Raw genomic sequence first — 14645 nt, 5'->3', positions numbered from 1 at the left:
CATGAAGAAGAACCAGAGCGCACCCAAGCACCAGAGCCTGACCGGCCTGGCCGTGGTCTGCCGCCGCGTGGTTCACATCTACCGCTCCGACGGCGGGGACGTGGTCGCGCTGGCCGGTGTCGACCTCGACATCGCGCCCGGCGAGCGGGTCGCGCTGGTCGGGCCGTCCGGCTCGGGCAAGTCGACGCTGATCTCGCTGCTGGCGGGCCTGATGCGGCCGAGCGCGGGCCGGGTGCAGATCGGCCTGGTCGACATCGGGCGGATCAGCGAGGCGGAGCTGGCCCGACTGCGCGGCACCGACCTGGGCGTCGTGCTGCAGGGCGCCCGGCGCAACCTGCTGCCGTACGCGACGGTGCTGAGCAACGTGTGGTTGGCCCAGCGGCGCGCCGCGAAGGTCCGCCCCGGCGACCTGGAGCCGCCGGAGCGGATCCTGGCCCTGCTCGGGCTAACCGGTCAGGGCCACCGCAAGGTGGAGGATCTGCAGCCCGGTGCGGCGCAGCGGGCGGCGATCGCGGTCGGCATGGCGTCCTCGCCCGGCCTGCTGCTGGTCGACGAGCCGACCAGCCAGCTCGACCGGGACGCCCGCGACGAGGTGCTGTCGGCGCTGGAGACGATCAACACCGAACGCGGTACGACCATCGTCGCGGTCACGCACGACCCGGAGGTCGGCGAGCGGCTGGGCCGCGCGGTGACCATCCGCGACGGCCGGGTCGGCTCGGAGGGCCGCGACGGGCGCGAGTTCGCGGTGATCGCGGGCGACGGCACGGTGCAGCTGCCGCCGGACGTGCTCGACATCCTGCCGCCCGGCACGCTGCTGTCGGTGGAGCACGCCAACGGCAAGGTCACGCTGCTCAGCGATGACCACTCGGTGGCGGTCGAGGTCCCCACCGCCTGACGGAAGACGCCGCGCGACGGTCACCGGCCGTCGCGCGGCCCGCCGGTGAGTCGTCGGCGCAGCACCGGTGTCAGGGCGCCGTCGGCTCCGGCCCCTTCGATCAGCACGTCGGCGGCGCGGCCCCGGTGGGTCAGCGTCGCCACGGCGGTGCCGAAGAACGGCGGCTGGCCGGTCCGCCAGCGCACGCGCGGACGCGGCACGCCGAAGAGCCGGGCGACCAGCCAGGCGGGGCCGGACAGGATCGGCCACCAGCCCAGGCGCAGCAGCGTACGCATGATGCCGCGCACGCTCTGGTGCAGCGGCGAGCAGACGATCTGGTGGACGGCGGCGGTGGCGCCGGGGATCTCGGCGCGGGCGACGTACGAGTGGTGCACGTCGCCGCCGAGCACGCTGACCGTGGCGGGTCCGCGTACGCCCGCGATCAGCGCCGTCAGCTCGTCGAACGAGTGCCCGACGGCGGCCCAGTGCTCCAGGTCGTACTTCTGGCGGAGCTTCTCCGCGCCGTCGTGCCGCGCCGCCAGCACCTCGATCACGGCCTCGCCGTGGTGGATCGCAGGCGCCAGCAGCCACGGCAGCGAACAGGCCAGCACCAGGTGGTCGCGGTCGGCGGCGGCCTGGGCGGCGAGGGCGTCCCACTGCTGCTGCGGCCACATCCGCCGGTGCGACCGGTCGAGCACCCGGTTGCCCCGGCAATCCATCATGATCAGCCGGGTACGTCCGACCTCGACCGAGTAGCCCCAGGCGTAGGGGTCCTCGCCCGCCGGGGTCGCCACCCGTCCCGCGAACTCCGTGAGCACCACCGTGGCGTCCTCGCCCGCCCGGATGCGCCGCCACACCGGGTCGAGGTCCAACTGTGCCGGGGCCAGGTTGCCCAGGTGCTGGAACAGCCAGTACGACGCCAGCCCGGCCGTGATCCGCTCATGCCACCACGGCTGCCGCCGTGCCTCGGCCAGCCACCCGGCGGAGGAGTTCCAGTCGTCGATGATCTCGTGATCGTCGAAGATCATCACCGTGGGTACGGTCGACAGCAGCCAGCGCACCTCCGGGTCGCCCCATGACTCGTGGTAGAGGTGCACGTACTCGGCGAAGCCGACGACCTGCCGGGGCGGCGCCTGCGGGTGGCGCTGCCGCCCGGCCAGCCACGCCACGGTCGGCGCGGACAGCTCGTCGGCGTAGATCTGGTCGCCGATCAGCGCCAGCAGATCCGGCAGCCCCGCCCCGGCGCCCTCGACCCGCGCCCGCCCCAGCAGCCGCGCCGCCAGGGCTTCGAGCGCATCGGGATCGTGGCCCCGCTCGCTGTGGCTGCGGCCGGTCGCCTCGCGGCAGGAGCCGAAGACGATCTCGGCGTCCCCGGTCGACGGGTCACGGACGGTCACCACCGAGGGCGGCTGCTCCGGCAGCGGCCACACCGCCCGCCCGTCCACGGCCACCGCGTACGGCGTGGCGCCCACCGGCAGGCCCGCCAGCACGACCACGCCGAGGTGCACGTCGAACGCGGTGAACGTGTCCGAGGTCACGGACACGTCGCCCGCGGTTACCGTGACCTGGGCGGGGCGGTCGGTCTGTACCCAGATGACCGCCTGATCGCCGTCGACACGGCGCAGCAGCGGACCGAGAAGGAGGTTTGCCACGCCGATATCGTCGGGGATCGGCGCGGCGGAGGCCAGCGACGACGGCGCGGCGGGCTCCGGTGTACGCCCCGTGACGATGAGTTTGAGAGGATGCCGGAATGGCTTCGCAAGACGTGCTCGTCGTCGTACTCGTGGTACTCGCTGTGCTGCTGCTCGGCGGCCTGGCGCTGTACCTGGTGCGCCGTCCCGGCAAGGGCACCACCCTGCCGCCCGCGCCCCCGGCGCCGACCGAGCCGCCGCAGGTGGAGCAGGGCCCGAAGATCCCGCCGAGCGTGCTCGAGGCGCCCGCCGACCAGAAGGTGATCGAGCGGCCCGCCCCCGCGCCGGAGCAGCCCACCGCGCCCGAGCGCCCGGCGCCGCCCGCGCCCGCCGAGGTGCCGACGCAGGCCGCGCCGCCGGTCACGGCGCCCGCCCCGGCCGAGCCGGAGATCGAGCAGCCCGAGCCGACCGCGGGCCGCCTGGTGCGGCTGCGTGCCCGGCTGGCCCGCTCGCAGAACGTCTTCGGCAAGGGCCTGCTGGGCCTGCTGTCGCGCGACCACCTCGACGACGACGCCTGGGACGAGATCGAGGAGAGCCTGATCAGCGCCGACGTCGGCGTGGCGGCGACCGGTGAGATCGTGACCAAGCTGCGCGAGCGGACCAAGGTGCTGGGCACCCGCACCACCAAGGAGCTGCGCGCGCTGCTGACCGAGGAGCTGACCTCGGCGCTGGAGCCGAAGATGGACCGCTCCGTGCACACCGGCATCGTCGACGGCAAGCCGTCGGTGGTGCTCGTGGTCGGCGTCAACGGCGCGGGCAAGACCACCAGCTGCGGCAAGATCGCCCGGGTGCTGGTCGCCGACGGCCACACCGTGGTGCTGGGCGCCGCCGACACCTTCCGCGCCGCCGCCGCCGACCAGCTCGCCACCTGGGCCGGTCGGGTCGGGGCGCAGGTCGTGCGCGGTCCGGAGGGCGGCGACCCGGCCGCGGTCGCGTTCGACGCGGTCAAGAAGGGCATCGAGGCCGGGGTCGACACCGTGCTCATCGACACCGCGGGCCGCCTGCAGAACAAGGTCGGCCTGATGGACGAGCTCGGCAAGATCAAGCGCGTGGTGGAGAAGCACGGTCCGGTATCGGAGACGTTGCTGGTGCTCGACGCGACCGCGGGCCAGAATGGGTTGAGCCAGGCTCGGGTCTTCACCGAGGTCGCCGACGTCACCGGCGTCGTGCTCACGAAACTGGACGGGACGGCGAAGGGCGGTATCGTGATCGCGGTGCAGCGGGCGCTGGGAATCCCCGTCAAGCTCGTCGGTCTCGGCGAGGGCCCGGACGACCTTGCCCCCTTCGATCCTGCCGCGTTCGTGACCGCGCTGCTGGGCGACGAGTGACGAACGGCTGACGAGCGAAACGTGACAGCTCCCTATCTGGACCCCACCGAGATCCCGCTGCGCGGCGGCAACGTCAGCACGGTGGTGCGGGTCGGCGAGACGGTTCGGCGCAACGCCGGACCCTGGACGCCGACCGTGCACGCCCTGCTGCGCCACCTGGAGTACGCGGGCTTCACCGGTTCCCCGCGCGCCCTGGGCATGGACGAGCACGGGCGCGAGGTCCTCTCCTACCTGCCTGGCGAGTGCGGCGAGTATCCGCTGGCCCCGCACTGGGTCACCGACGAGGCCCTGGTCACCGTCGCGACCATGCTGCGGATGTTCCACGACGCCCAGGCGGGCTTCCGCACGCCGCAGGGCGGGGTGTGGCGCTCGTTCGGGCCGCCGCCGCCGGACGCGGAGATCATCTGCCACCACGACGCGGCCCCGCACAACGTGATCTGGCGCCCCGACGGCACCCTCGCGATGATCGACTTCGACCTGGCCTCGCCCGGTTCGCGCATCTACGACGTGGCGTACGCCGCGTGGACCTGGGTGCCGATCTTCAGCGACCGCGACTCGATCACGCTGGGCTGGCACCGGCCGGACCGCCCGCGCCGCCTGCGCCTGTTCGCCGACGCGTACGGGCTGATCCCGCGCGACCGGCACCGCCTGGTCCGCACCATCCGCAAGCGGATCGTGGACCACGTCGAGGGCATCCGCCGACTGGCCACCGCGGGGGAGCCCGCGTTCGTGCGGATCGTGCAGAAGGGACACCTTCGGCGACCGCTGCGCGACCTTCGGCTGATTGACTACGAGCGTTACACGCTGGAGCACGCGCTGCGCTGATTCACCTGATGAATCGTTCTCTCACGTGTGAACATTTCTTCACACGTACGAAACAGATCGTGACGCGCTGGAAACCGACCAGCGTCGTTGCGTGAAACAGGGGACGGCGATGCTGCCCCCCAACCAGCACCAACGGCACTGATGCCGGAGGGCGGAGGCGACGGGCCGAAAGGTTCGCCGGTTTCAGCGGCGGTGAGCCGTACGGGACGCCTTCGAGGGCTGGGAGGGAGGATCTCACCCAAAGGAGGGCAGCGTGCTGCTCGCTGAGGAAGTACTTACGGTCGACACCGGCAACACCACCTGGTTGCTGGTCTCCTCCGCGCTAGTCCTGCTCATGACTCCCGGCCTGGCCTTCTTCTACGGTGGCCTGAACCGGTCCAAGAGCGTGCTCAACATGATGATGATGAGCTTCTCGTGCATCGGGCTCATCTCAGTCCTGTGGCTGCTGTACGGTTTCTCGCTGAGCTTCGGCTCCAATGAGAACAAGGGCGTCGACGGCGGCTGGGGCGTCAACGACTTCATCGGCAGCTTCACCCAGTACCTGGGCTTCGCCAAGGGGACCACGGGCACCACGTTCTCGGAGTTCTGGTTCGCCGGCGGCGCGTCCACCGGGATCCCGACCTACGTGTTCCTGGTGTTCCAGATGATGTTCGCCATCATCACGGTCGCCCTGATCAGCGGTTCGCTGTCCGACCGCACCAAGTTCTTCGGCTGGCTGCTGTTCGCGGCGGGCTGGTTCACGCTGGTGTACGTGCCGGTGGCGCACTGGGTGTGGGGCGGCGGCTTCATCGGTGCCAAGTGGCACGCGCTGGACTTCGCCGGTGGTACCGCGGTGCACATCAACGCCGGTGCCGCGGCCCTGGCCGCAGCGCTCGTCGTCGGCAAGCGCGTCGGCTGGCCGAAGGACACCTTCAAGCCGCACAACGTGCCGTTCGTCGCCCTGGGCGCCGGTCTGCTGTGGTTCGGCTGGTTCGGCTTCAACGCCGGTTCCGAGCTGACCGCCGATGGCACCGCCGCGGTGGCGTTCGTCAACACCCAGGTCGCCACGGCCGCCGCGCTGCTGGGCTGGCTGCTGGTCGAGTGGATCCGCGACGGCAAGCCGACCCTGGTCGGTGCCTCGTCGGGCGCCGTGGCCGGTCTGGTCGCGATCACTCCGGCCTGTGGCTTCATCTCGCCCTGGGCCGCGATCATCCTGGGTCTGGTCGCCGGTGCGGTCTGCGCCCTGGCGGTGAGCCTGAAGTACAAGTTCGGCTACGACGACTCGCTCGACGTGGTCGGCGTGCACTTCGTCGGTGGCTGGATCGGGTCGCTGGCGATCGGCCTCTTCGCCAACGCCGCGGTCAACTCCTGGATCACCGATCCGAACATCCTGGGCGCGAGCAACGGCCTCTTCTACGGCGGCGGCCTGACCCAGTTGGGTCGGCAGGCGGCGGCCAGTGGCGTGGTCTCGGTCTACTCGTTCACCGTCGCCGCGATCATCGCGTGGGTGGTCAGCAAGACCGCCGGCCTGCGGGTCTCGAAGGACGCCGAGGTCGGTGGCATCGACATCAGCGAGCACGCCGAGAGCGCGTACGACCTCTCTCCGGCCAGCGGCGGCGGCAGCGGCGCCTTCGCCCTCGCGGGTATCACCACGCCGAAGGCCCCCGTGGCCGAGGTCGAGGAGTCGGCTCCGGTCACCGAGAAGGTGTCCGGTTAAGGTCCCTGGATGGAGGGGTTGAGCATGAAGCTGGTTACCGCCGTCATCAAGCCGTACCAGCTGGACGCGGTGAAGGAGGCTCTGCACGCCATGGGCGTGGCTGGGCTGACGGTCAGCGAGGTCCAGGGTTACGGTCGGCAGAAGGGCCACACCGAGGTGTACCGGGGTGCCGAGTACACGGTGGAGTTCCTGCCGAAGATCCGGATCGAGGTCGTGACGGACGAGCTGGACGTGGAGAAGGTCGTCGACTCCATCGTCACCGCCGCCCGCACCGGCAAGATCGGTGACGGGAAGGTCTGGGTCACCGAGGTCTCCGACGTGGTCCGGGTGCGCACCGGCGAGCGCGGTCTCGACGCGCTCTGAGCTTGTCGCTGAAGCAACAACCTGAAAGAGGGACCATGGGCCCGGGGAACACCGCACCTTCCAGCACGGACGGGGCGGTGGGCCCCGGGCCTGCCTATACCCGGCTCGCGCAGCGCGATCCGTCCGCCATCGGCGCCGACGCCCGAGCCGCTCGGGCCGACGCGCTGGACGACTGGCTGCGCCGCCTGGTGCCGCCCGCCTTCACCGAGCGGTCCACGGGGCTGGCCCTGGTGGCGGTCGGGGGTCTGGGTCGCCGCGAGTGCACGCCGCACGGCGACCTCGACCTGATCCTGCTGCACAGCGGCGTGCCCGGCATCGACGAACTGGCCGCCTCGCTGTGGTACCCGATCTGGGACGCCCGGATGGGGCTGGACCACTCCACCCGTACCGTCGCCGAGTCACTGGACGCCGCGCACGACGACGTCAAGGTCGCGCTCGGCCTGCTCGACGCGCGGCACGTGGCCGGTGACCCGGCCCTGACCGCCCAGCTCTCCCGCGCCGCCGTCGACCAGTGGCGGCGCACCGCCCGCCGCCAGCTGCTGCGCCTGCGGGAGCTGTGCGAGGAGCGCCACGCCGCCCACGGCGAACTGGCGTATCTGCTGGAGGGCGACCTCAAGGAGGCCGCGGGCGGGCTGCGCGACGTGGGCGTGCTGCGCGGCATCGGCGTCGCCGGGGTCGCCGACGCGCTGCCACCGCAGGTGCGGGCGGCCGCCACCCGGCTGCTGGACGTACGCGACGCGCTGCACGTGAGCGTCGGGCGGCGCAACGACCGGCTGCGGGCGCAGGAGCGGCTGCAGGTGGCCGAGCTGCTCGGCTTGGCCGACGGGGACGCGCTGCTGCGCCGGATCGGGCTTGACGCGCGTACCGTCTCCTGGTCGCTGACCGACGCGTGGCGTTCGGTGCAGCGCTGGCATGGGCCGACCGGCCGGGGGGTCGACCCGCGCGCCGCCGAGGCGGCCGCGGTCCGCCGTCCCGTCGCCCGCGACGTCGTCGCCGTCAACGGCGAGATCGTGCTGGCCCGCGCCGCCGTCGGGCCGCATCCCGATCCGTCGCTGTCGCTGCGGGTGGCCGCCGCCGCGGCCCAGCACCACATGCCGATCGCGCGGGCCACGCTGGAGTGGCTGGCCCGGTTCTGCCCGCCACTGCCAACCCCGTGGCCGGCCACGGCGCGTACGGCGTTCCTGACGCTGCTCGGCGCGGGCACCGGTCTGGTGCCCGCCTGGGAGGCGTGTGACCGGTTCGGGTTGACCTCCCAGTGGCTGCCGCAGTGGACCCGCCTGCGCGGCACCCCGCAGCACCACCCGGTGCACCGCTACACCCTCGACCGGCACCTGGTGCAGGCCGCCGCCAACGCCGCGACCTGGTCGCGCGAGGTGTCTCGGCCGGACCTGCTGGTGCTCGGCGCGCTGCTGCACGACGTCGGCAAGGGCCTGCCCGGCGACCACAGCGAGATCGGCGCCGACCTGGCGCTGGAGATCGGCACCGCGATGGGCCTGCCCACCGCCGACGTCACCACGATCTCGAACCTGGTCCGCTACCACCTGCTGCTGCCCGACGTGGCCACCCGCCGCGACCTGGACGACCCGGCGACGATCGCCCAGGTGGTGAAGGCCGTCGGTGACGTGACCACGCTGGAGCTGCTGCACATGCTGGCCCGCTCCGACGCCGCCGCCACCGGCCCGGCCGCCTGGTCGGCCTGGAAGTCCAAGCTCATCGACGACCTGGTGAGTCGGGTGCGGGCGGCGCTGGGCGGGGCCGAGTCGCCCACGCCCGCCGCGCCTGATCCGGCCTTGATCGCCGGGCCGCTGCCGGTGGTGCAGGTCGCCGACGACTGGGTGGCGCTGGCCGCCCAGGACCGGCGCGGCCTGCTCGCGGCCGTGGCGGGCTGCCTGGCCACGCACCGACTGGAGATTGTCGCGGTCAACTCCTCGACGATGGGGCAGCGGGCGATCATCGAGTGCGCGGTGAACACCCGCTACGGCGCGGCGCCCGACCGGGAACTGCTCGCCGCCGACCTGCGCCGGGTCGGCCTCGACCAGCTCGCCGCGCCCCGACGGCTGGCCGCCGCGGGCGGCAACGGGCGCGGCTCGACCACCGCGCCCCGGGTGATCTGGGCGGAGGCGACCGACGCCCAGGTACTGGAACTGCGGGCCACCGACGCGCCGGGCCTGCTCTACCGGGTCACCTCGGCTCTGGCCGAGCTGGGCGTGGACGTGCGCACGGCCCGGGTGTCGACCCTGGGCGCCGACGTCGTCGACGCGTTCTACCTGGTCGGCGACTTCGACCGGGCCGAGGTGGAGGCCGCGGTGCTGGCAGCCGTCTGACCCACCTCACCCGCCGCCGTTTGCTCTGCACCCACGGCCTTGCTCTGCACCCACGGCCTTGCTCTGCACCCACGGCCTTGCTCTGCACCCACGGCCTTGCTCTGCACCTGTCGGCGCGACACCGCGCGCATCCGCCCTGCCGTCCGCCCCGTGATTCGTGCAGTTTCGGGGAAACTGCACGAATCACGGCCGCCTTTCCTGCACTTTCCCCGAAACTGCACGAAGCCCGAGGCGGTGAGGGCGCGCGGGCGCGGTGGGGTAGGCGGGCACGGGCTACCCTTACCAAGGCTGCTTCGGCCTGTACCCAGTAGAACTCGACGATTTGGGATGTTGCGCTGTGTTTGACACCCTGAGCGACCGGCTCTCCGGCATCTTCACGAAGCTGCGGGGCAAGGGCCGGCTCACCGACGCCGACATCGACGCCACCGCGCGCGAGATCCGACTGGCGCTGCTGGAGGCCGACGTCGCGCTGCCGGTGGTCAAGGCCTTCATCTTCAAGCTCAAGGAGCGGGCGCGCGGCGCGCAGGTGTCGCAGGCGCTCAACCCGGCCCAGCAGATCATCAAGATCGTCCACGAGGAACTGATCGCGATCCTCGGCGGGCAGGCGCGCCGACTGCAGTTCGCCAAGCAGCCGCCGACCGTGATCATGCTGGCCGGTCTGCAGGGTTCCGGTAAGACCACGCTCGCGGGCAAGCTGGCCCGCTGGCTGAAGGCCCAGGGCAACCAGCCCCTGCTGGTCGCGTGTGACCTGCAGCGCCCGAACGCGGTCAACCAGCTCCAGGTGCTGGGCCAGCGCGCGGGCGTCGAGGTGTACGCGCCGGAGCCCGGCAACGGCGTCGGCGACCCCGTACGGGTCGCCAAGGAGTCGATCGAGCACGCCAAGCGGGCCATGCGCGACATCGTGATCGTCGACACGGCCGGTCGCCTCGGTATCGACACCGAGATGATGAACCAGGCCGCCGCGATCCGTGACGCGGTCAACCCCGACGAGGTCATCTTCGTCATCGATGCCATGGTCGGCCAGGACGCGGTCGCCACCGCCGAGGCGTTCCGCGACGGCGTGGGCATCACCGGTGTGGTCCTGTCGAAGCTCGACGGCGACGCCCGCGGTGGTGCGGCGCTGTCGGTGCGTGAGGTCACCGGTCAGCCGATCCTGTTCGCGTCCACCGGCGAGAAGCTGGAGGACTTCGACGTCTTCCACCCCGACCGGATGGCCAGCCGCATCCTCGGCATGGGCGACGTGCTCACTCTGATCGAGCAGGCCGAGCAGGCGTTCGACGCCGATCAGAAGGAGAAGATGGCGTCGAAGCTGCTCGGTGGCGAGCAGTTCACGCTGGAGGACTTCCTCGACCAGCTTGTCGCCGTGCGCCGGATGGGCCCGATCGCCAACCTGCTCGGCATGATGCCCGGCATGGGGCAGATGAAGGACCAGCTCGCCGAGCTCGACGACAGCCACTTCGACCGGGTCACCGCGATCATCCGCTCGATGACCCCGGCCGAGCGGACCACCCCGAAGATCATCAACGGCTCGCGCCGGGCCCGTATCGCCCGCGGTTCCGGCGTCACCGTGATGGACGTCAACCAGCTGCTCAACCGCTTCGAGCAGGCGCAGAAGATGATGAAGCAGATGGGCGGCATGATGGGCCTGCCCGGTGCCCGCCGCAAGGCGACCAAGTCGCCGAAGAACAAGCGCAAGGGCACCAAGGGTGGCGGCGGTGGCGGCCGGGGCGGCTTCGCAGGCCTGCCCGGCGGCATGGCCGGCATGCCGCAGCTGCCCCCGGGCATGGACCCGGCCGCGCTGGAGCAGCAGCTCGGCGGCCAGAGTGGCGGCGCCTTCAAGGCCCCGAAGCTCGACTTCGGCAAGCTGATGAAGGGCGACAACGACAAGTAGTACGTGACGAAGACCGCCGTCCCCCGAGGGCTTGTGCGCGCCAGGCGCGCCGGGGGACGGCGGTCTTCGTCTGCATTGGATCGATGCAGTTCGTCGGCGATGCCTCACGTCGCCAACGGTGGGGCGCCGGAGCAGATGCTGACTGCCATCACTCAGCTGCTGCGGCGCCCCGCCATGGATCCATTATCGAACAGGTGTTCGAACAAGGCAAGCTTTACTCGTTCGAGTGAACCGTGAATGATCGACTAACCTCGGCGTCATGCCTGATCAACCCGTGCGCTACCGCTCGTCCGACGAGGACAGTGCCCGCTGGCTCGCCTTCCCGCCCCGCCTCGGCGACATTGTGATCAGCACCCGCTCCAAGAGCGGGACCACCTGGATGCAGATGATCTGCGCGCTGCTGGTCTTCCGGACCCCCGACCTGCCCGCGCCCCTGGCCGAGCTGTCCCCGTGGCTGGACTGGCTGATCACCCCGGCCGAAGACGTGTACGCCCAGCTCGCGGCGCAGCCGCACCGGCGTTTCATCAAGACGCACACCCCGCTGGACGGCATCCCGCTGCACGACGAGTGCACGTACGTGGTGGTCGCCCGGCATCCGCTGGACATGGCGGTGTCGCTGCACCACCAGAGCAACAACCTCGACCGGGTACGCCTGCGCGAACTCACCGGCCAACCCGCACCCGACCCGGCCGAGCCGCCCCGGCCCCACCGGACCGAGCATGAGGCCCTGCTGCGCTGGACCACCCGCGAGGCCGACCCGCGCGAGGAGATGGACTCGCTGCCTGGCGTGATGTGGCACCTCGCCGACGCCTGGCGCCGCCGCGAGCAGCCCAACATCCTGTTGGTGCACTACGACGACCTGCTCGCCGACCTCGACGGCCGGATGCGGGCGCTCGCGGCTCGGCTCGGCATCGCGGTGCCCGAGGAGGTCTGGCCGACGCTGGTCGAGGCGGCCACGTTCGAACGCATGCGGGCCGGTGCCGACCGGTTCGTGCCGGACACCCAGGGCGTGCTCAAGAGCCGGGCGGCGTTCTTCCGCCGGGGCGGCTCCGGCGCCGGGCGGAACCTGCTCGACGCCGCCGAACTGGCCCGCTACCAGGCCCGCGCCACCGAGCTCGCCACCACGTACGGCGCACCCGACCTGCTGCCCTGGCTGCACCGCGAGGCGGCCTGACCCCGCGCCCGGTTCAGTTCAGCGGGGCGGCCCGACCCGGGGGCTCGGTTCAGTTCGGCGGGGCGATCACGCTCCCGCCGACACGCCCCGGCTGTCACCCAGCGGCGGCGCTGCGCCGATAACGGCGGCATCGGAGGGGTCCGGTTCGGCGGTCAGGCGGGCGAGTTCGGCGGGGTCCCCGATGGCGGCGCGGTGCGCGGGGTGCTCGGCGTAATGGCGGATCGCCCGAGCCAGGAAGGCGCTGTCGACGTACAGGGGCATCAGGGTCAGCGCGACCCACCTGTCGGCTCCACCGGGCCGGGACAGGTCCAGCCACAGCTGGCGCTGATTGGGCGTGGGCACGCCCGGTCCGCCGGTCCGTAGCTCGGTCCACGGGATACGGCGCGTGCGCAGGGTCCGGATGTGCAGGCCCTGCGGCGTCAGCGTGACCCGGGGTCCGCGCCAGAGCCACATCGCGGCACCCGTCAGGCACAGCAGCACGACGACGGCACCCTGGGCGTTCTCGAAGGAGTCCGCGCCCAGTCGGCTGCCACCGCCGGGGCTGTACCGCGTCGGGACGGCATACCCGGCGAACAGCCCCCACACGATCGCCTGGTATCCGACGACCGCGGGCGCCGAGGGCGCGGTGAATCCGCCCGCCACGACGTCGAAGGCCGCCGGTGCGGCCCGGTACCGCCGGGCCGGCAGCCAGTAGGCCCAGGTGACCAGTCCGGCTATCGTCCCGAGCGGCAGCACGAGGCCGAGCAGAGCGTCGACCGGGAAGCTCAGGTCGTGGAAGCGGGGCGACCACCACAGCCGGTCGGCGACGTGCAGCAGGAACGCCAGCAGGGCGAGGCCGAACGCGGCCCAGCGCAGCCGGGAGAGGGCAGACATGGCGGACAGAGTAATGCTGCCCGCGAGGGCGGTGGGGTGGTCATGTCCGCAGGTCGGCGATGAGGCGGTCGTGCTCGGCCAGGGTGCCGATGGCGGCCCGGTGCTCGGGGTGTCCGGCGTAGTGCGACAGCGCCGCGGCCAGGAAGGCGTAGTCGATCGGCATGCCGGTCGGGATCAGCTCCTCGCGCTGGGAGCCGTTCGGCGACGCGGTGCGCCCGCCGGGCCGGGCGATGGTGACACGCAGGCCGCGCTCCCGGCGCGGGAAGGCCGGGTTCTGCGCCACGGCGGCCAGGTCCGACCAGGGGATGTCGGGGAAACCCAGGCCATGGACGCGTAGGTGGGTCTGGGTCAGTTCCAGGCGCGGCTGGAACAGCATCGCGACCCCGATCACCAAAGTGAAGATCAGGAACGGGGCCATTGCGTGGGTGATCTCGAGGGTGACCTGACCGAGGTCGGCCGGTGGCGGTGATCCCAGCAGTTTGAGCAGGCCCTGGCCGAACAGGTAGCCGATGGGGATCATCGTGACGACGAGCAGCGGCGAGCGAGGCGTCCGGAACGTACCGGACCGCACCAGGAACTCCGCCGCAGTGTGCCGGTGCGGGCCCACCGCCAGCAGTACCAGCAAAACCGTCGCCGTCACCAGCGCGACGCTCCCCGGCCACCCGGTCAGGTGCAGCGCGGCGGCCGGCGCGCGTGTCGCCACGCCGAACCCCGCGCAGACGACCGATGCCGCCAGCGGGCGCCGCACCATGACCGCAGCCAGGCTCCGCGAGATACCGGTCATGCCCGCCCCCCGAGGTCGCCGAGCGCCGCGTCGGCAGGGGCGGCATCCGCAGCGGCGACGGGTGCCGCGAGCGCGGCGGTCAGGCGGCCCAACTCGTCGTCGGTGCCGATGGCGGTGCGGTGTTCGGGGTGCTGGGCGTAGTGCCGAATGGCGCGGGCCAGGAACTCACCGTCGACGTACAGCGAAACCAGCCGGAGCCGCTCGCGGCGGTACGTGCCCGCGGGGGTGGCCGTGATCAGCAGCAGTTGGACGTCGGTCGCCTGCGGCAGGCCCGGTCCGCCCCGCCGCAGTGCGGTCCATGGGAGGTGCCGGGTCCGCACGCCGCGAATGGTCAGGCCGTCGCGGCCGAGCACCACCTGGGGCCCGCGCCACAGTGACAGGACGGCGAGCGCGAGCAGCGACGCGACCACGGCGCCGCCGAAGATCCAGGCCGCCGGGTGGTCGCTGGCAGTGCCGTCGGGCTTGAGGACGCTGTCGACGCCGCTTCCGGCGAGGTATCCGAAGATGAGCGCCGTCGAAGCCGCCCCGGGCGCGGCGGGCGCGATGAAGGTCGTGCCGGTCGTCTCGAAGGTGCGCGGCAGTTCGCGGTACGGCCGGATGAGTAGGACGTAGCCGCCGATGGCCAGCCCGAAAATGATCAGGGCAGGCAAGAACTGGCCGATGATCTCCTGGCGGCCGTGCCGGGGCGCCCACCACACCGCGTCCGCGGCGCGCAGGAGCAGGGCCAGGACGGCGAAGCACAGGGCGAGCCAGCGCAGCCGAGGCAGGGGCGACATGGCGGACACGGTAGCGGTGCTCGGCCAGCCGTGTGGGACAGTGCAG

Annotated in this window: 12 protein-coding genes; 8 read left to right on the top strand and 4 right to left on the bottom strand. The window is 72.1% G+C overall.

What is annotated here, in order from left to right:
- Position 1 precedes the first annotated feature (1 nt).
- A complete protein-coding gene (locus KUA19_RS00775; RefSeq protein WP_217394640.1) occupies positions 2-895 on the top strand; it encodes an ABC transporter ATP-binding protein in 894 nt (297 codons plus the stop codon).
- A 20-nt stretch (positions 896-915) separates the two neighbouring features.
- Here the strand turns inward: KUA19_RS00775 and KUA19_RS00770 are convergent, their stop codons facing one another.
- Complete coding sequence (locus tag KUA19_RS00770; protein WP_217394639.1) at positions 916-2532, bottom strand: alkaline phosphatase D family protein; 1617 nt, start codon at positions 2530-2532, stop codon at positions 916-918.
- Positions 2533-2624: 92 nt separating this feature from the next.
- Here KUA19_RS00770 and ftsY point away from each other — a divergent pair, with 92 nt between their 5' ends.
- From ftsY to KUA19_RS00735, 7 genes are all read left to right on the top strand, one after another.
- Positions 2625-3893 (top strand): signal recognition particle-docking protein FtsY, encoded by a 1269-nt coding sequence (gene ftsY, locus KUA19_RS00765; RefSeq protein ID WP_217393799.1) that lies wholly within the window; start codon positions 2625-2627, stop codon positions 3891-3893.
- A gap of 21 nt (positions 3894-3914) precedes the next feature.
- On the top strand, positions 3915-4718 hold the full coding sequence (locus KUA19_RS00760; RefSeq protein ID WP_372451739.1) for an aminoglycoside phosphotransferase family protein: 804 nt from the start codon (positions 3915-3917) through the stop codon (positions 4716-4718).
- 253 nt (positions 4719-4971) lie between these two features.
- The gene (locus KUA19_RS00755; protein ID WP_217393797.1) at positions 4972-6414 is read left to right on the top strand and encodes an ammonium transporter; all 1443 of its coding nucleotides are present in this window, start codon (positions 4972-4974) and stop codon (positions 6412-6414) included.
- A 24-nt stretch (positions 6415-6438) separates the two neighbouring features.
- Entirely contained in the window at positions 6439-6777 is a 339-nt protein-coding gene (locus KUA19_RS00750) for a P-II family nitrogen regulator (RefSeq protein WP_212833127.1), read from the top strand.
- Positions 6778-6812: 35 nt separating this feature from the next.
- Complete coding sequence (locus KUA19_RS00745; RefSeq protein WP_217393795.1) at positions 6813-9101, top strand: [protein-PII] uridylyltransferase; 2289 nt, start codon at positions 6813-6815, stop codon at positions 9099-9101.
- 337 nt (positions 9102-9438) lie between these two features.
- On the top strand, positions 9439-10992 hold the full coding sequence (ffh, locus tag KUA19_RS00740; RefSeq protein WP_217393793.1) for a signal recognition particle protein: 1554 nt from the start codon (positions 9439-9441) through the stop codon (positions 10990-10992).
- Between the two features lie 259 nt (positions 10993-11251).
- On the top strand, positions 11252-12166 hold the full coding sequence (locus KUA19_RS00735) for a sulfotransferase domain-containing protein (protein WP_217393791.1): 915 nt from the start codon (positions 11252-11254) through the stop codon (positions 12164-12166).
- A gap of 66 nt (positions 12167-12232) precedes the next feature.
- Here the strand turns inward: KUA19_RS00735 and KUA19_RS00730 are convergent, their stop codons facing one another.
- Genes KUA19_RS00730 through KUA19_RS00720 form a run of 3 tightly spaced genes read right to left on the bottom strand, consistent with a single transcriptional unit; the run spans position 12233 to position 14599 of the window.
- Entirely contained in the window at positions 12233-13039 is an 807-nt protein-coding gene (locus KUA19_RS00730; RefSeq protein WP_217393789.1) for a hypothetical protein, read from the bottom strand.
- A 40-nt stretch (positions 13040-13079) separates the two neighbouring features.
- Complete coding sequence (locus tag KUA19_RS00725; RefSeq protein WP_217393787.1) at positions 13080-13823, bottom strand: hypothetical protein; 744 nt, start codon at positions 13821-13823, stop codon at positions 13080-13082.
- The gene (locus KUA19_RS00720; protein WP_217393785.1) at positions 13820-14599 is read right to left on the bottom strand and encodes a hypothetical protein; all 780 of its coding nucleotides are present in this window, start codon (positions 14597-14599) and stop codon (positions 13820-13822) included. The genes KUA19_RS00725 and KUA19_RS00720 overlap by 4 nt, the downstream gene beginning before the upstream one ends.
- Positions 14600-14645: the final 46 nt, after the last annotated feature.

The organism is Catellatospora tritici, from assembly GCF_019083965.1.
Taxonomy (GTDB): domain Bacteria; phylum Actinomycetota; class Actinomycetes; order Mycobacteriales; family Micromonosporaceae; genus Catellatospora; species Catellatospora tritici.
This window is presented reverse-complemented; position numbering and strand designations above follow the sequence as displayed.